This is a genomic window from Micromonospora inyonensis (assembly GCF_900091415.1).
GTDB lineage: Bacteria > Actinomycetota > Actinomycetes > Mycobacteriales > Micromonosporaceae > Micromonospora > Micromonospora inyonensis.
Genome location: NZ_FMHU01000001.1, coordinates 155013 through 173649, shown reverse-complemented (window position 1 = coordinate 173649; position 18637 = coordinate 155013). Strand labels below are relative to the sequence as shown.

Below are 18637 nucleotides of genomic sequence, written 5' to 3'. Positions count from 1 at the left end.
GCCCACGAGTGACCGAGTCTACCCCCGATAACATGGTTCGGTGACTCCCGCAGAACTCGCCGAGGTCGTCCTATCCGCTGCCCACGCCGTCTTCACCGACCGTGGGCTCGACCGCTCCGCTCTGCCCGAGCGGACGGCGGTGGAACGACCCCGAAACCCGGAGCACGGCGACTACGCCTCCACCCTGGCACTCCAGCTCGCCAAGAAGGTCGGGCAGCCGCCACGGGAGCTCGCCGCCGCCCTCGCCGAGCAGCTCGGCCGGGCCCCCGGGGTCAAGTCGGTGGAGATCGCCGGCCCGGGCTTCCTGAACATCCGGCTCGACGCCGCCGCCGCCGGGGTGCTCGCCCGCTCGATCGTCCAGGCCGGTCCGGATTACGGCCGCAGCGACCGGCTCGCCGGTGAGCGGATCAACCTGGAGTTCGTCTCGGCCAACCCGACCGGCCCGGTGCACATCGGCGGGGTCCGGTGGGCGGCGGTCGGCGACGCGCTGGCCCGGCTGCTGCGTGCCACCGGTGCCGACGTCGGCACCGAGTACTACTTCAACGACGCCGGCTCCCAGATCGACCGCTTCGCCCGGTCGCTGCTCGCCGCCGCGAAGGGCGAGCCGGCCCCGGAGGACGGCTACGGCGGGGCGTACATCGCCGAGATCGCCGCCGAGGTGCTCACCCGGCGGCCGGACGCGCTCGGCCTGGACGACGCGGCGGCCCAGGAGGTCTTCCGGGTCGAGGGCGTCGAGCTGATGTTCGCCGAGATCAAATCGTCGCTGCGCGACTTCGGGGTGGAGTTCGACACCTACTTCAACGAGAAGTCGCTGCATGACCGGGGCGAGCTGGACCAGGCCCTGGACCGGCTGCGTGAGCAGGGTCACGTCTACGACACCGAGGGTGCCGTCTGGCTGCGGACCACCGACTTCGGCGACGACAAGGACCGGGTGCTGCGCAAGTCCAACGGCGAGTGGACGTACTTCGCCGCCGACTGCGCGTACTACCTCGACAAGCGGGAGCGCGGCTTCGAGCGGGTCGTCATCATGCTCGGCGCGGACCACCACGGCTACATCGGCCGGATGAAGGCGATGGCCGCCTGTTTCGGCGACGACCCGGCCCGCAACCTGGAGATCCTCATCGGCCAGCTGGTCAACCTGGTCCGCGACGGCGCGCCGGTGCGGATGAGCAAGCGGGCCGGCACCGTGGTCACCCTGGAGGACCTGGTCGACGCGATCGGCGTGGACGCCTCCCGCTACGCGCTGGCCCGTTACTCCTCCGACTCGATGATCGACATCGACGTGGAGCTGTGGACCCGGGCCACCCGGGACAACCCGGTCTACTACGTGCAGTACGTCGCCGCCCGGACGGCCAGCGTCGGCCGCAACGCCGCCGAGGTGGGCCTGGCGCGGGGCGACGCCGAGGCGTTCCGCCCCGAGCTGCTCGACCACGAGAAGGAGAACGAGCTGCTCAAGGCGCTCGCCGAGTTCCCCGCCGTGGTGGCCACCGCCGCCGAGCTGCGCGAGCCGCACCGGGTCGCCCGTTACCTGGAGGACCTCTCCGGGGCGTACCACCGGTTCTACGACAACTGCCGGGTCCTGCCGCGCGGTGACGAGGACGTCACCGACCTGCACCGGGCCCGGCTCTGGCTCAACGACGCCACCCGCACGGTGATCGCCAACGGGCTGCACCTGCTCGGCGTCTCCGCCCCGGAGAGGATGTAGCACCTCATGCGAGCGCGAGGAGTGAGCTTGCGAGCCCTGCAGTCGCGAAGCGGAGATCAGGTAGTGCGAGCGCGAGGAGTGAGCTTGCGAGCCCCGCAGTCGCGAAGCGGAGATCAGTAATGCGGGCACACGAGGCCGGTGCGCTGCACGGCGACATCGGCAGCCGGGGACCGGCGTGGCTGCGTACCCCGACCGACGTCAACGCCCTGGTGCCGCAGCTCTGGCCGCGCAACGTGACGCGCGGCGCGGACGGCGCGCTCACCGTCGCGGGCCTGGACGTCCGGACGGTCGCGGCCGAGTTCGGCACCCCGGTGTACGTGCTTGACGAGGACGACCTCCGGTCACGCTGCCGCGACTTCCGCTCCGCCTTCGCCGCCGAGGACGTCTACTACGCGGGCAAGGCGTTCCTCTGCCGGGCGGTGGTCCGGATGGTGGCCGAGGAGGGCATGTACCTCGACGTCTGCACCGGCGGCGAGCTGGCGGTCGCGTTGGCCGCCGGCATGCCGCCGGAGCGGATCGGCTTCCACGGCAACAACAAGTCCGTGTCCGAACTCACCCGGGCGGTGGACGCTCGCGTGGGCCGGATCATCCTCGACTCGTTCGACGAGATCGACCGGCTCACCGCGCTGGCCCGCGAGCGTGGGGTCCGGCCCCGGGTGCTGGTCCGGGTCACCGTCGGCGTGGAGGCGCACACCCACGAGTTCATCGCCACCGCCCACGAGGACCAGAAGTTCGGCTTCTCCCTCGCGGGCGGGGCCGCCAGCACGGCGGCCCTGCGGATCCTCGACGAGGACGTGCTGGAGCTGCGTGGCCTGCACTCGCACATCGGCTCGCAGATCTTCGACACCGACGGGTTCGAGGTCTCCGCCCGCCGGGTGCTCGGGCTCCAGGCGCAGATCCGCGACGCCCGGGGCGTGGAGCTGCCCGAGCTGGACCTCGGCGGCGGCTTCGGCATCGCGTACACCACCCAGGACGACCCGGCCGCGCCCCAGGAACTGGCCAAGCGGCTACGCCGGATCGTCGAGGCGGAGTGCCTGGTGCAGCGGCTCGCCGTGCCGCACCTGTCGATCGAGCCGGGCCGTGCGATCGTCGGCCCGGCGGTGTTCACCCTCTACGAGGTCGGCACGGTGAAGTCCGTGCCGCTCGGCACCGTCAACGGCGCAGTCGACGGACCTCAGCGTTGCTACGTCAGCGTCGACGGCGGGATGAGCGACAACATCCGGACCGCCCTCTACGACGCCTCGTACTCGGCGACGGTGGCCTCCCGGGCCTCGTCCGCAGAACCGCTGCTCGCCCGCGTGGTGGGAAAGCACTGTGAGTCCGGGGACATCGTGGTGAAGGATGAATTCCTGCCCGCCGACGTGCGGCCCGGAGATCTTGTCGCGGTGCCCGGTACCGGCGCCTACTGCCGGAGCATGGCCAGCAACTACAACCACGTGCCCCGACCCCCGGTCGTGGCCGTGCGGGACGGCCAGGCCCGGCTGATCGTCCGGCGGGAGACGGAAGCGGACCTGCTGGCATTGGATGTGGGATGAGTTCACCCCTGCGTTTGGCGATACTCGGCTGCGGCACCGTGGGCAGCGAGGTGGTCCGGCTGCTGCACGAGCAGTCGGCTGACCTGGCGGCCCGGATCGGCGCGCCGCTGGAGATCGCCGGGATCGCCGTACGCCGGCTCGGCCGGGACCGGGGCGACCTGCCGGTGGCCCCGGAACTCTTCACCACCGACGCGGTCGGCCTGGTCAAGTCCGACGACGTCGACGTGGTGGTCGAGGTGGTCGGCGGCATCGAGCCGGCCCGGAGCTGGCTGGTCGACGCGCTGCGGGCCGGCAAGAGCGTGGTGACCGCCAACAAGGCGCTGCTCGCCGAGGACGGCGCGTCGCTGCACGACGCGGCGGCGGACGGCGGCGCGGACCTCTACTACGAGGCCGCCGTGGCCGGGGCCATCCCGCTGCTGCGTCCGCTGCGCGAGTCGCTGCACGGCGACCGGATCAACCGGGTCACCGGCATCGTCAACGGCACCACCAACTTCATCCTCTCCGCCATGGACGCCACCGGTGCCGGCTTCGCCGAGGCGCTGGAGGAGGCGACCGAACTGGGGTACGCCGAGGCCGACCCGACCGCCGACGTGGAGGGCTTCGACGCGGCGGCGAAGGCGGCGATCCTGGCCTCGCTGGCGTTCCACACCCGGGTCGGTGCGGCCGACGTGCACCGGGAGGGGATCACCGAGGTCACCGCCGCCGACATGGCCAGCGCCAAGGCGATGGGTTGCACGATCAAGCTGCTCTGCATCGCCGCCCGGGGCACCGACGCGGCCGGCCGGGAGTCGGTCAGCGTCCGGGTGCACCCGGCGATGATCCCGCTCAGCCACCCGCTGGCCAGCGTCGGCGACGCGTACAACGCGGTCTTCGTCGAGGCGGAGGCGGCCGGGCCGCTGATGTTCTACGGCCGGGGAGCCGGCGGCGCGGCCACCGCGAGCGCCGTCCTCGGCGACGTGGTGGCGGTCTGCCGCAACCGGCTCGCCGGGGTGCGCGCGCCCAGCGAGTCCGCCTACGCCGACCTGGCGGTCCGGCCGATGGGGGAGGCGCTCACCCGGTACCACGTCAGCCTGGACGTGGCGGACAAGCCGGGTGTGCTGGCCGCCGTGGCCGGCGTCTTCGCCCGGCACGACGTGTCGATCGCCACGGTGCGGCAGGCGCCCGCCGGCACCGAGCCCGCCGGCCGGGGCGCGGACGCGGTGCTGGTGATCGTGACGCACACCGCCCCGGACGCCGCGCTGGCCGCCACCGTCGAGGACCTGCGTGGCCTGGACGCGGTCCGGTCGATCGCCAGCGTGCTGCGGGTCGAGGGTGGCGAGTGAGCGACCAGCGCCCCGGCGCCTGGACCGAGCCGTCCCGGTCGGCTGCGGGGAGTGGCCGCCGCCGGTAGCCGAGCCGGGTTCACCCCGTCCCGCCAAGTGGTTATTCCCGGGTCCGCTCTCCCGCTGGCCGGGAGACTGGTCCAGGCTGGGCTGGTCCGGCGGGTGCACGCGGAACACGAGGAGAGCGATATGTGGCGGGGTCTGATCGAGGAGTACCGGGAGCGGCTGCCGGTCACCGACGCCACGCCCGTCGTCACCCTGCACGAGGGGAACACGCCGCTGCTGCCCGCGCCGGTGCTCTCCAGCCGGCTCGGCTGCGACGTGCACCTCAAGGTGGAGGGGGCCAACCCGACGGGCTCGTTCAAGGACCGGGGGATGACCGTCGCCGTCTCCAAGGCGATCGAGGCGGGCAACAAGGCGATCATCTGCGCCTCCACCGGCAACACCAGCGCCTCCGCCGCGGCGTACGCGGCCCGCGCCGGGCTGACCTGCGCGGTGCTCGTGCCGCAGGGCAAGATCGCCCTGGGCAAGCTGGCCCAGGCGCTGGTGCACGGCGCGAAGCTGCTCCAGGTGCAGGGCAACTTCGACGACTGCCTGTCGCTGGCCGCCAAGCTCGCCCAGGACTACCCGGTCGCGCTGGTCAACTCGGTCAACCCCGACCGGCTGCACGGGCAGAAGACCGCCGCCTTCGAGATCGTCGCGGCGCTCGGTGACGCCCCGGACATCCACTGCCTGCCGGTGGGCAATGCCGGCAACATCTCGGCCTACTGGATGGGCTACTCCGAGGAACTGGCCGCCGGCACCACCACCCGCGTCCCGAGGATGTACGGCTTCCAGGCGGCCGGCGCGGCCCCGATCGTCACCGGCCAGGTGGTGCACGAGCCGTCCACCATCGCCACCGCGATCCGGATCGGCAACCCGGCGAGCTGGACGAAGGCGATCGACGCCCGGGACGCCTCGGGCGGGCTGATCGCCGCGGTCTCCGACCGGGAGATCCTCACCGCGTACCGGCTGCTCGCCCGGGAGGTCGGGGTCTTCGTCGAGCTGGGCAGCGCGGCCAGCGTGGCGGGGCTGCTCCAGCAGGCGGCGGCGGGCCGGGTGCCGGCCGGGTCGACCGTGGTCTGCACGGTCACCGGGCACGGGCTGAAGGACCCGGAGTGGGCGATCTCCACGGCGCCCGCCCCGATCACCATCGGCAACGACCCGCTTGCCGCGGCCCGCTCCCTCGACCTGGCCTGACCTCGTAACCCAATCGGGGCCGGGTCTCCCCCGGCCCCGGGGGCGTGTCGTGGACGCTGGCGGGAAAAGAGCTGGTCACGCTGAGTTTCCTCACGGTGACCCCAGTGGTGGGAGCGTTGTCTCGGTCGGGCAGACTAGCCGTACCGAGCCAACCCATACTCCAGGAGTGAGCCACGCCGATGTCACTGCTCGCCAGATTGAGCCTCGCCAACCGAGGGCTGGTCGCCCTCATCGCGGTGGTGACCACGGCGTTCGGGTTGTTCGCCGTGCCGTCGCTCAAGCAGCAACTCCTGCCGTCGCTGGAGTTCCCTGCCGCGTTCGTGGTCGCGACCTATCCCGGTGCCGGCCCGGAGGTGGTCGAATCCCAGGTCACCGAGCCGGTCGAGAACAGCCTCCAGGGCATCCCGGGGGTCGAGGAGATCACCTCCACCTCCCATGAGGGCTCCGCGACCGTCGTCGTGCAGTACGAGTTCGGCACCGACGTGGACGACATGGTCAGCAAGATGCAGACCGCCGTCAACCGCATCCAGGGTCAGCTCCCCACGGACGTCGAGCCGCAGGTGCTCGCCGGCAGCACGGACGACCTGCCCGCCGTCGTGATCGCCGCCTCCGGAGGCGGCGACGACCCGCGTGCCCTCGCCGGCAAGCTGAAAAGCGCGGTGCTGCCCGAGCTGAAGGCGGTCGAGGGTGTCCGTACCGTCGACCTGACCGGCACCCGCGACGACCTGGTGGTGATCACGCCGGACCCGGCCAGGCTGGCCGCCGCGCGGTTGCAGCCCACCGCGATCGGCGCGGCGTTGCAGACCAACGGGATCACCGTGCCGGCCGGTGCGGTGGTCGAGGGTGGACGGTCGCTGACCGTCCAGGTCGGCACCCCGCTGGCCACCCTCGACGACCTGCGCGGCATCGTGCTCGCCCCGGCCGCCCGGGGCGGTGCGCCGGTCCGCCTCGCCGACGTGGCCACGGTGACCGAGCAGCTCGCGCCGCCCACCTCGGTCACCCGCACCAACGGCCGGGACAGCCTGGGCATCGCCGTCACCGCCACCCCGGACGGCAACGCGGTGGCCATCTCCCACGACATCCGGGACCGTCTCGCCGAGCTGGAGGCCGCCTCCGGCGCCGAGCTGACCGTCGTCTTCGACCAGGCGCCCTTCGTGGAGGAGTCCATCGAGAGCCTGACCACCGAGGGTCTGCTCGGCCTGGTCATGGCGGTCATCGTCATCCTGGTCTTCCTGGTCTCCGTCCGCTCCACCCTGGTCACCTCGGTCTCCATCCCGCTGTCCGTGCTGGTGGCCCTGCTGGCGCTCTGGAGCGGGGAGTACTCGCTGAACCTGCTCACCCTCGGCGCGTTGACCATCGCGGTCGGCCGGGTGGTGGACGACTCGATCGTGGTGCTGGAGAACATCAAACGCCACCTGGAGTACGGCGAGCCGAAACGCCGGGCGATCCTCACCGCCGTGCGGGAGGTCTCCGGCGCGGTGACCGCCTCCACGCTCACCACGGTCGCGGTGTTCGCCCCGATCGCCCTGGTCGGGGGCTTCGTCGGGCAGCTCTTCGCGCCGTTCGCGATCACCGTCACGGTGGCGCTGCTCGCCTCGCTGCTGGTCTCGCTGACCGTCATCCCGGTGCTGGCGTACTGGTTCCTCAAGCCGGTCGGCGGCACGGTCGACGCCGAGGCGGTGCGCCGCGAGGCGGAGGAGAAGGAGCTGCGCAACCCGCTCCAGCGGGCGTACCTGCCGGTGATCGGGTTCGCCACCCGACGGCGGTGGGCCACGGTGGCGATCGGCCTGGTGGTGCTGCTGGGCACCTTCGGGCTGGCCACCCGGCTGGAGACCAACTTCATCGACGACTCCGGCCAGGACACCCTGAACATCAGCCAGAAGCTGCCGGTGGGTACCGGACTGGCCGGTACCGACGAGGCGGCCCGCCGGGTCGAGGCGGTGCTGGAGCGGACCGAGGGCGTCGAGACGTACCAGGTCACCATCGGTGGCAGCGGCCTGCCCTGGGAGGGCGGGGGCGGCAACAGCACCGCCAGCTACGTCGTCGCGCTCGACGGGGACACCGACGCCGAGCGGCTCCGGGAGGAGCTGCGCCGGGAGTTCGACACGCTCGGCGCGGGCGCCGGCGAGATCAGCTTCGGCAGCGCCCAGGGCGGTGCCTCGGCCAACCAGCTCGCGGTGGTCGTCCAGGCCAGCGACCCGGAGGTGCTCGCCCGCGCCGCCGAGGAGGCCCGGAAGGCCATGGCCGAGCTGGACGACGTCGAGGACGTCTCGTCCAGCCTGGCCGAGCGGGTGCCCCGGATCGACGTCACCGTCGACCGGGTGGCCGCCGCCCGCGCCGGACTGACCGAGGCGGCCGTGGGCCAGCTCGTCGGGCAGGCGTTCCGGGGCAGCCCGGTGGGTCGGATCACCCTCGACAGTGGACAGCGGGACGTGGTGCTCCGCTTCGCCGCCGCCCCACCGGCCACCGTGGAGCAGCTCCGGCAGCTCCGGGTCGGCGCGGTCACCCTGGACGCCATCGCCGACGTGCGGCAGGTCGAGGGGCCGCAGCAGGTCACCCGGATCGACGGCGAGCGCAGCGTCACGGTGACCGGAACGGCGACCGGCTCCAACCTCGGAGCGACCACCCAGGCGCTGCGCGAGAAGCTGGACGGGATCGACGTGCCGGGGGCGAGCCTGAGCGTCGGCGGGGTCAGCGCCGACCAGGAGGAGGCCTTCGCCGACCTGGGGCTGGCCGTGCTGGCCGCGATCGCGATCGTCTTCCTGATCATGGTAGCGACGTTCCGCAGCCTGGTGCAGCCGCTGATCCTGCTGGTGTCGATCCCCTTCGCGGCGACCGGCGCGATCGGACTGCTGCTGCTCACCGGCACCCCGATGGGCGTGCCGGCACTGATCGGTGTGCTGATGCTGGTCGGCATCGTGGTCACCAACGCGATCGTCCTGCTGGATCTGATCAACCAGTACCGGGCGCAGGGGATGAGCGTGCGGGAAGCGGTCGTCGAGGGCGGCCGGCGCCGACTGCGGCCGATCCTGATGACCGCGGTGGCGACCATCTTCGCGCTGCTGCCGATGGCCTTCGGCCTCACCGGCGAGGGTGGCTTCATCTCCCAGCCGCTGGCCATCGTGGTGATCGGCGGCCTGCTCAGCTCGACCCTGCTCACGCTGGTGCTGGTGCCGACCCTCTACACCATGGTGGAGGGCCGCAAGGAGCGGCGGCTGGCCCGGCGGGCGGCGGCCGGCGACGGCAGCGCTCCGGTCGCCGGGGAGCCGGCGGAGACCGAGTCACCCGAGCCGGTCACCGTCGCCGCCGGTCCGGCGTCGGCCGTGGCGTCCGGGGACGAGCCGGCCCGCCCGGCGCCCTCGGCGGCGCTGGTCGACGGCACCGACCAGTTCGAGGTGCTGCGGCTGCCGAAGAGCCGGCACTCGCCGCTGCCCCCGCAGGAGTGACCCCGCGTCCCCGGTACGGCCCGCCGCCGTACCGGGGACGCCCAACGGGACGGGTGACCAGGCCGGCGACCGGTGCCCCACGGCGTCGGCCGCGGCGGGTAGCGTGTGGGCACGTGGCGTCGACACTCTCCGTCCTCAGCCGGAACCGCAACTTCCGCATCCTCTTTCTCGCCGAGCTGGTGGTGTTCGGCGCGGACTGGTTCGTCATGGTCCCCCTGCTGGTGCTCCTGCCGGAGCTGACCGGCAGTGGGGTGTGGGGCGCGCTGGTGCTCGCCGTCGACACCGGGGTCGTGGCACTGCTGCTGCCCTACACCGGCACCATCGCCGACCGGTTCGACCGTCGGCGGATCCTCATGGCGGCGAACGGTGCCGCCCTGGTCGGCGCGCTGCTCCTGCTCGCCGTCCGCACCTCCGACACGGCCTGGCTGGCCATGCTGGCGATCTCCGTGATCGCGGTGGCGAAGGCGTTCTACTCGCCGGCCGCGCAGGCGGCCCTGCCGAACGTCCTCGACCCGGACGAGCTGGCCGCCGGCAACGCCGTCGCCGGCTCCGCCTGGGGCACGATGACCGTGGTCGGAGCCTCCCTGGGCGGCCTGCTCAGCGCGGCGTTCGGTCCGTACGTCTGCTTCTGGGTGGCGGCGGGGGCCCTGGCGCTCGCCGCCAGCCTGACCGCGCTGATCCGCCGGCCGCTGCAGGTGCCCCGCGACCACACCGAGCCGGTCCAGCGGACCTGGGCGGCGATCCGTGAGGCGTTGGCCTACATCGCCCACCGTCCCCGGGTGCTCGCCCTTGTCACCGTGAAGTCGGCGGTCGGCCTCGGCAACGGGGTGCTGACCGTCTTTCCCCTGCTGGCCGGCCTGTACGGGGTGGGCGCGGTCGGCACGGGTCTGCTCTTCGCCCTGCGCGGCGCGGGAGCGCTGGTCGGTCCGATCCTGATGCGCCGGGTGCTGACCAACCGCCGCTGGCTGCTGACCGGACTGGCGCTGTCCATGTCCGCCTACGGCCTGTCCTACGTCGGGGTCGCGCTCACCGGCTGGTTCCCGCTGGTCCTGGTGCTGGTCTTCGTGGCGCACTTCGCCGGGGGCAGCAACTGGGTGATGTCGAACTTCGCGCTCCAGGGCGAGGTGCCGGACCGGTTGCGCGGCCGGGTCTTCGCCACCGACATGATGCTGGCGACGCTGGCCATCTCGGTCAGCCAACTGGTGGTGGCGGCCCTGGTCGACTCCGTCGACGAGCGGGTCGTGCTGGCCGGCTGCGGCCTGACCACCCTGGTGTACGCGATCGGCTGGCGGGTCGCCACCCGCCGGCTCTCGCTGACCGGGGACCCCGCGGCCGTGGATCCGGTCACGTCCCGGTGAACCCGGGGTGTCCCGGCCCCCCAACTGTCGGATCCGCGCCCTAGCATCTAGCCGTGTCCCTCAACTTCGCCTCCGGTCCCGTCCGGGTCCGGGTCCCCGCGACCAGCGCCAACCTGGGGCCGGGTTTCGACGCGCTCGGCCTCGCGCTCGGTCTTCACGACGACGTCGCCGCCGAGGTGACCACCGGTGGCGTGCGGGTGGCGGTGACCGGCCAGGGGGCCGGTGAGCTGCCCGACGACGACCGGCACCTGGTGGTGCGCGCCATGCGCGTCGCCTTCGACGCCCTCGGCGGCCAGCCCGCCGGACTGGCTGTGGAGTGCGTCAACCGCATCCCGCAGGCCCGAGGGCTGGGCTCCTCCTCGGCGGCGATCGTGGCCGGGGTGCTGCTCGCCCGCGCACTGGTGGCCGACGGGGCGGAACGCCTCGACGACGCCGGGGCGCTGCGACTGGCCGCCGACATCGAGGGCCATCCGGACAATGTGGCACCCTGCCTGCTGGGCGGCTTCACCGTGGCCTGGACCGAGCAGACCGGCGCGCGGGCGGTCTCGCTCGCCCCGGCGGCCGGGGTGAGCCCCACGGTGTTCGTACCGCAGGAGCGGGGGCTCACCGCGACGGCGCGGGCGGCGCTGCCGGCCTCGGTGCCGCACGCGGACGCCGCGCTGACCGCCGGCCGGGCCGCGCTGCTGGTGCACGCGCTGACCGCCGACCCGGCACTGCTGCTGCCGGCGACCGAGGACCGGCTGCACCAGCACTACCGCGCCGAGGGGATGCCGGCGACGTATGCGCTGGTCACCGCGTTGCGGGAGGCCGGTGTGGCGGCCGTGGTCAGTGGGGCGGGGCCGACGGTGCTGGCGTTGACCGATCCCGGAGCGGGCTTCGAGCCGGGAACAGGATGGCACCTCTGGCGGTTACCAGTGGACAGCAGCGGTGCCCGGGTCAGTCAGGGTAGACTCGGACACGCCGAGCGGGACCCTGTTGCCGCAGGTCGTATGAGTTGATTACGCTCTAGACTTAGCACAGCCGCGAAGCATGCGATCTTCCTGCGGGTCGGCGCACCCCCGAAGCTCTCGGCGGTCAGCCCGTCTCACCTCTGCCTAGGCCCACGCCGTACCGCAGTTTCCGCAGGTCGCCGCAGACGGCGAGACCTACCCGCCGAAGTTGGTGGGTCGGGAAACCGACCGGCTGCTGTGTCACAGACTCCCGCGGCGCGTCATGCGACACGGGTGCACCGAGGCCGCCCGGCCACCTGAGCTCTTGACCCCGGGCGACCCCGGCCTATCGAGGGAAGGAATCCATTGAGCGACACCACCGACGTGACGTCGGATGTTTCCAACGTCGCTGGCGAAGCCACCACCGCCGCCGCCCCTGCCCGTCGTCGGCGCAGCGGCACCGGTCTGTCAGCGATGCTGCTGCCGGAGCTGCAGAGCCTGGCCGCGTCGCTCGGCATCTCCGGCACTGCACGCATGCGCAAGGTTGAGCTGATCAGCGCCATCACCGAGCGGCAGGGCGGTGCCGCCGCCGGGGCCCCTCGACCGCGTGCCGAGGTGGCGGCCGCAGCCGCCGCGCCCGTCCGCGAGGAGATCCGGGCGGACGTGCGGGAGACCGCGGAGCCGGCGACCGCTCCGGCCGAGGCCGAATCCCGGCCACGGAGCCGGCGCAGCCGGGCCGCGACCACCGCCGAGCGCGCCGCCGCGACCGCTGCCGCCGCCCCGGTCACCACCGAGGCGGAGCCGCGCGGGGCCGTCACCCCGGAGACCGCCGAGCGCCCCGAGCGTGGCGAGCGGGCGGAGCGTGGTGACCGCGGTGAGCGGGCGGAGCGTGGTGACCGGGCCGAGCGCAACGACCGGGCCGAGCGTGGCGAGCGGACCGAGCGCAACGACCGGGCCGAGCGCGGTGAGCGGACCGAGCGCAACGACCGGGCCGAGCGCGGTGAGCGGACCGAGCGCAACGACCGGGCCGAGCGCGGTGAGCGGACCGAGCGCAACGACCGGGCCGAGCGCGGTGAGCGGACCGAGCGCGGTGACCGTACCGAGCGGACCGAGCGGGGCGAGCGCAACGAGCGGGCCGAGCGCGGCGAGCGGAGCGACCGCAACGAGCGCACGGAGCGCGGCGAGCGGGCCGACCGTAACGAGCGCGGCGACCGGACCGAACGGGGCCAGCGCGGCGACCGGGACCGCGACACCGACGTCGACGACGACGGCGAGGGCGGCGGCCGGCGCGGCCGGCGCAGCCGGTTCCGGGACCGTCGCCGGGGCCGTGGCGAGCGCAACGAGACCGGCGGGGACGCCGTCGCCAGCGGCGGACGCGAGCCCCAGGTCAGCGAGGACGACGTGCTCGTCCCGGTGGCCGGCATCATCGACGTGCTGGACAACTACGCCTTCGTCCGGACCACCGGCTACCTGGCCGGCCCGAACGACGTGTACGTCTCGATGTCCCAGGTCAAGAAGTACGGCCTGCGGCGTGGCGACGCCATCACCGGTGCGGTGCGCGCGGCGCGCGACGGCGAGCAGCGGCGGGACAAGTACAACCCGCTGGTCCGGCTGGACTCGGTCAACGGCATGGAGCCGGAGGAGGCCCGCCGCCGTCCGGAGTTCTACAAGCTCACCCCGCTCTACCCGCAGGAGCGGCTGCGGCTGGAGACCGAGCCGCACATCCTCACCACCCGGGTGATCGACCTGGTCACGCCGATCGGCAAGGGCCAGCGGGCGCTGATCATGTCGCCGCCCAAGGCCGGTAAGACCATGGTGTTGCAGGCGATCGCCAACGCGATCACCCACAACAACCCGGAGTGCCACCTGATGGTGGTGCTGATCGACGAGCGGCCCGAAGAGGTCACCGACATGCAGCGCTCGGTCAAGGGCGAGGTTGTCGCGGCCACCTTCGACCGTCCGCCGCAGGACCACACCACCGTCGCCGAGCTGGCGATCGAGCGGGCCAAGCGCCTGGTCGAGCTGGGGCACGACGTGGTCGTGCTGCTCGACTCGGTGACCCGGCTCGGCCGGTCGTACAACCTGGCGGCTCCGGCCAGCGGCCGGATCATGTCGGGCGGTATCGACTCGACCGCGCTCTACCCGCCGAAGCGTTTCCTCGGCGCGGCGCGGAACATCGAGAACGGCGGCTCGCTGACCATCCTCGCCACCGCCCTGGTCGAGACCGGGTCGGTGATGGACACGGTCATCTTCGAGGAGTTCAAGGGCACCGGCAACGCCGAGCTGAAGCTGGACCGGAAGATCGCCGACAAGCGGGTCTTCCCGGCCATCGACATCCACACCTCCGGCACCCGTAAGGAGGAGATCCTGCTCGCGCCGGAGGAACTGGCCATCACGCACAAGCTCCGCAAGGTCCTGCACTCGCTGGACTCGCAGGCGGCGCTGGACCTGCTGCTGGACCGGCTCAAGCAGTCCCGGACCAACATCGAGTTCCTGATGCAGATCGCCAAGTCGACGCCGGGCGAGTAACCCGCCGGGTCACCTGGGGAAGGGGCACGACCGTTCGCGGTCGTGCCCCTTCTCACTGCTCAGAGCGAGATCGCCGGCTGGAGTTTTCCTACAGTTGGCCGGCAGGGTATTGAAAGTTCTGTTCGTTGTCGGGTTGGCTGACGCGCATGCGTACCCGATCCGCCCGACTTGCCGGCGTGCTGGTGCTGACGCCGCTGCTCGGCCTGGCCGGCCCGACCCCGGTCGTCGTCGCGTCGCCCGGGGCCGACACGGCCGCCGAGGACGTCCCCCGCGCCTCCTCCCACCCGACCACGGTCACCACCCTCGCTGCCGCGGGCGTCGCGCCCGCCGACGGCCTGGAGACCGCGAAGACCACCCGCCCGGTCGCACCCGGGCTCGACCTCACCTCCTTCGACCGGTACGACCAGCAGGGCTGGCTGCGGGCCGACGCCCTCACCGCCGACCTGACCGGTGACCTCACCGTCGACTACGTCAACTCCGGCGCGGTCAGCCGGGCCGAGCCGCTTCGTGGCGCGGTCGACGCCTCCCGCGCGGTCGCCGCGGTCAACGGCGACTTCTTCGACATCAACAACTCCGGAGCCGCGCAGGGCATCGGCATCCGTGGCGGCGAGCTGATCCAGTCGCCGGTCGCCGGGCACACCAACGCGGTGGCGGTCACCGCCGAGGGGCTCGGCCGGGTGATCCAGGTGCACTTCGAGGGCACCGCCACCCTGCCCGCCGGGCCGGTCACCCTGACCCAGTTCAACAACATGGTCCAGGCGGGCGGCACCGGCGTCTTCACCGCGCTCTGGGGCTCGTACGACCGGTCCCGGGCGGTCGAGGGCGCGACCCGGGTCACCGAGGTCGCCGTGGTCGACGGGCGCGTCGCCACCGTCACCGACCGCGCCGGCAGCGGCCCGATCCCCGCCGGCACCACCATCCTGCTCGGCCGGGACGCCGGGTCGGACGCCCTCGCCGGCCTGCGCCCGGGTGACGCGGTGACCGTCGCCTACCGCCCGCGCACGTCGGACGGCAGCACCCCGAACGCCGCGGTCGGCGGCGGCAACGTGCTGGTCCGCGACGGTGTGGTGCAGCAGATCGCCGACACCTCCCTGGCCCCACGCACCTCGGTCGGGTTCACCGCCGACGGGCGCAAGATGATCATGCTGACGGTGGACGGCCGGCAGGTCGACAGCCGGGGCGTCACCCAGACCGAGATGGGCCGGATGATGGCCGAACTCGGCGCGCACCACGCGCTCAACCTCGACGGTGGCGGCTCCTCGACGCTGCTCGCCCGCGAGCCCGGCGCGGCGTCCGTCCAGGTGGAGAACAGTCCCTCCGACGGCACCGAGCGGGCCGTCCCGAACGGCCTGGCCGTCTACGCCCCGAAGGGCAGCGGCCGGCTCACCGGGTACTGGCTGGAGACCGCCGCCGACCCCACCGCCGCGCCCGGCGTCGCGCCGGTCCGGGGCGGCCGGCCGGACCGGGTCTTTCCCGGCCTGACCCGCCGGCTCACCGCCGCCGGCCATGACGAGACGTACGGCCCGGCGGCCGGAACGCCGACGTGGCGGGCCAACCCGGCCGCCCACGGCACCGTCGACGCCGACGGCGTCTTCCGGGCCGTCCGGCCCGGCCGGACCACCGTCACCGCCTGGCACGACGAGGCCTGCGGCACGCTGGACCTCACCGTGCTCGGGCCGCTGGCCCGGGTCGACTCCACCGCGGACCGGGTCGGCCTCGCCGACGCGCGGGGCACCGGCACCTTCGGTGTGGTCGGTTACGACGCCGAGGGCAACACCGCGCCGATCGAGCCCTCCGACATCTCCCTCGCCTACGACCGGGAGCTGCTGCGGATCACCCCCGACACCAACGGCAACCTCACCGTCGCCGCGCTCCGCGACAGCGGCTCCGCCCTGGTCACCGTCACCGTGGCCGGGCAGCGCACCGTGGTGCCGGTGACCGTCGGCCTCACCGACGTGCCGGTCGCCGGCTTCGACGACGCGGCGAACTGGAGGTTCAGCGCCGCCCGCGCCACCGGCTCGGTCGCCCCCGCACCGGGCCGCACCGGCACCGGCCTGCGGATGTCGTACGACTTCGGGCAGTCCACCGGCACCCGGGCGGCGTACGCCGACCCGCCGGCCTGGATCGCGGTCCCCGGGCAGCCGCAGGCCTTCGGCATGTGGATCAAGGGCAACGGCACGGGCGAGTGGCCCAGCCTGCACCTGCACGACGCGCAGGACACCCAGCACGTGCTGCGCGGGCCGCTGGTCACCTGGACCGGCTGGCGGTACGTGCAGTTCGACGTACCCGCCGGGGTGCAGTACCCGCTGCGGGTCCGCCGCTTCTACGTGGCCGAGACCAACGCCGCCGCGAAGTACACCAGCGAGGTGGTCATCGACGACCTGGTGGCGAAGGTGTCGCCCACTGTGGACGTACCCGCCGAGCCGCACCGGACCGACCGGGTGGTGCTGCGCGACGGCACCGTCGCCGGGATGCCGTGGCGCTTCGCGGTCCTCTCCGACGCGCAGTTCGTCGCGGCGAACCCGGACAGTGACCTGGTCGCCCAGGCCCGCCGGACGCTGCGCGAGGTCAAGGCGGCGAAGCCGGACTTCCTCCTCATCAACGGGGACTTCGTGGACACCGCCTACCCGGCGGACTTCGCCCTGGCCAAGCGGATCCTGGACGAGGAACTCGGTGGCGAGCTGCCCTACCACTACGTGCCGGGCAACCACGAGATCATGGGCGCCCCGATCGCCAACTTCGAGGCGGTCTTCGGTGCGCCGTCGAAGGTCTTCGACCACAGGGGAACCCGCTTCGTCACGCTGAACAGCTCCACCGGGACCCTGCGCGGTGGCGGCTTCGACCAGGTCCGGGCCCTACGGTCCGCGCTGGACTCCGCCGCTGGCGACGACCGGATCGGCTCGGTGGCCGTGCTGCACCACCACCCGCCGCGCGACCCCGGCCCGGCCAAGGCCAGCCAGCTCACCGACCGGAAGGAGGCGGCGCTGGTGGAGCAGTGGCTGGCCGACTTCCAGCACCGCACCGGCAAGGGCGCGCTCTTCGTCGGCGGACACGTCGGCACCTTCCACGCCGACCGGGTCGACGGGGTGCCTAATGAGTTCTGGGAGTGAGCCATCCGGCAAACTCCTGGTGGGTAGGTAGCCGCCGGCAGGCGAGCACTCGTGGTGCCTGGACGTGGAGTCCTGATGAAAGAGCGTGCCGCTGTCGGTCGGTGTGGAGAGTTGATCGCTGATGGGATGTCGTGCCCGCCCGGTCGCGGCGTGAGCACTGCTTCATTAGGTCGCTGATGGTTCTCCTCCTGGCTACCGAAGGTGATCGGCTCGGAAGGTGGGAGACGTGTTGCTGTTCGTGGGAGATGACTGGGCGGAGGACCACCACGACGTCGAGGTGATGGACGCGTCCGGTCGCCGGCTGGCCAAGGCCCGACTGCCGGAAGGCATGGCGGGCATGACGAGGCTGCACGCGATGATCGGTCAGGCGCTCGGTGACGACATCGATGCCGAGGACGTGTCCGGGCGGGTGAGGATCGGTATCGAAACCGATCGGGGTCCGTGGGTACAAGCGCTGGTCGCCGCCGGATACACGGTGTATCCGGTGAATCCGTTGCAGGCGGCCCGTTACCGGGAGCGCCTGGCGGTGTCCGGGGCCAAGAGCGACGCGGCGGACGCGCACATGCTGGCGGACATGGTGCGTACCGACTCGCACCAACTGCGCCCGATGGCCGGTGACAGCGCTGATGCGGAGGCGGTCAAGGTCGTCTCGCGGATGCACAAGACGCTGATCTGGGAACGTACCCGCGCCGGCCAGCGGCTGCGGCATGCGCTGCGGGAGTACTTCCCGGCCGCCCTCGCCGCGTTCGAGGACCTCGACGCCGCCGACACCCTGGAACTCCTGGCGAAGGCGCCGGACCCGGCCAGCGCCGCCCGGTTGAGCCTGGCGCAGATCAGCGCGGCCCTCAAACGGGCCCGCCGGCGTGACATTCCGGCCAAGGCGGCCGCGATCCAGACCACGCTGCGCGCCGAGCACCTCGGCCAGCCCGCCGTGGTCACCGCCGCCTACGCGGCCTCGGTCCGCGCGCTGATCGCGCTGCTGTCCACCCTCAACGAGCAGGTCAAGGTCCTGCAGGGGCAGGTGGAGGCCCATTTTGGCCGGCACCCGGACGCTGAGATCATCCTGTCCCAGCCCGGACTGGGCACGGTTCTCGGTGCCCGGGTGCTCGCTGAGTTCGGTGACGACCACGCCCGCTACGTCTCGGCGAAGGCCCGCAAGAACTACGCCGCGACCAGCCCGATCACCCGCGCGTCCGGGAAGAAGAGGACCGTCGCGGCCCGGTTCGTGCACAACGACCGGCTCATCGACGCGCTGATGACCCAGGCGTTCTCCGCGTTGAAGGCCTCCCCGGGCGCCCGCGCCTACTACGACCGGCAACGCGCCCGCGGCGCCAGCTACAACGCCGCGCTGCGCCAGCTCGCCAACCGACTCGTCGGCATCCTGCACGGATGCCTCAAAACCGGCACCCCGTACGACGAGGCAACCGCCTGGTCGCATCACCTCAACGAGGCTGCTGCTTGACA

The 18637-nt window shown here is 72.7% G+C and carries 10 protein-coding genes; all 10 read left to right on the top strand.

Annotated features, from left to right (window positions below):
- The first annotated feature begins 40 nt into the window (after nucleotides 1-40).
- Nucleotides 41-1705: an arginine--tRNA ligase gene (argS, locus tag GA0074694_RS00805; protein ID WP_091450906.1), complete on the top strand. Its 1665-nt coding sequence runs from the start codon at nucleotides 41-43 to the stop codon at nucleotides 1703-1705.
- A gap of 119 nt (nucleotides 1706-1824) precedes the next feature.
- Entirely contained in the window at nucleotides 1825-3240 is a 1416-nt protein-coding gene (lysA, locus tag GA0074694_RS00800) for a diaminopimelate decarboxylase (protein ID WP_091450903.1), read from the top strand.
- Nucleotides 3241-3248: 8 nt separating this feature from the next.
- Entirely contained in the window at nucleotides 3249-4562 is a 1314-nt protein-coding gene (locus tag GA0074694_RS00795) for a homoserine dehydrogenase (RefSeq protein ID WP_176737911.1), read from the top strand.
- 189 nt (nucleotides 4563-4751) lie between these two features.
- Entirely contained in the window at nucleotides 4752-5801 is a 1050-nt protein-coding gene (gene thrC / locus GA0074694_RS00790; RefSeq protein WP_091450898.1) for a threonine synthase, read from the top strand.
- 179 nt (nucleotides 5802-5980) lie between these two features.
- Entirely contained in the window at nucleotides 5981-9247 is a 3267-nt protein-coding gene (locus tag GA0074694_RS00785) for an efflux RND transporter permease subunit (RefSeq protein ID WP_091450895.1), read from the top strand.
- A 113-nt stretch (nucleotides 9248-9360) separates the two neighbouring features.
- Nucleotides 9361-10605 (top strand): MFS transporter, encoded by a 1245-nt coding sequence (locus tag GA0074694_RS00780; RefSeq protein ID WP_091450892.1) that lies wholly within the window; start codon nucleotides 9361-9363, stop codon nucleotides 10603-10605.
- 53 nt (nucleotides 10606-10658) lie between these two features.
- Nucleotides 10659-11603, top strand: coding sequence for a homoserine kinase (gene thrB / locus GA0074694_RS00775; RefSeq protein ID WP_091450889.1), 945 nt, complete (start codon nucleotides 10659-10661; stop codon nucleotides 11601-11603).
- A gap of 297 nt (nucleotides 11604-11900) precedes the next feature.
- Entirely contained in the window at nucleotides 11901-14063 is a 2163-nt protein-coding gene (gene rho, locus GA0074694_RS00770; protein ID WP_091450885.1) for a transcription termination factor Rho, read from the top strand.
- Between the two features lie 146 nt (nucleotides 14064-14209).
- The gene (locus GA0074694_RS00765; RefSeq protein ID WP_091450881.1) at nucleotides 14210-17173 is read left to right on the top strand and encodes a phosphodiester glycosidase family protein; all 2964 of its coding nucleotides are present in this window, start codon (nucleotides 14210-14212) and stop codon (nucleotides 17171-17173) included.
- Nucleotides 17174-17402: 229 nt separating this feature from the next.
- Nucleotides 17403-18635, top strand: a complete 1233-nt coding sequence (locus tag GA0074694_RS00760; RefSeq protein WP_091458445.1) for an IS110 family RNA-guided transposase — start codon at nucleotides 17403-17405, stop codon at nucleotides 18633-18635.
- Nucleotides 18636-18637 lie beyond the last annotated feature (2 nt).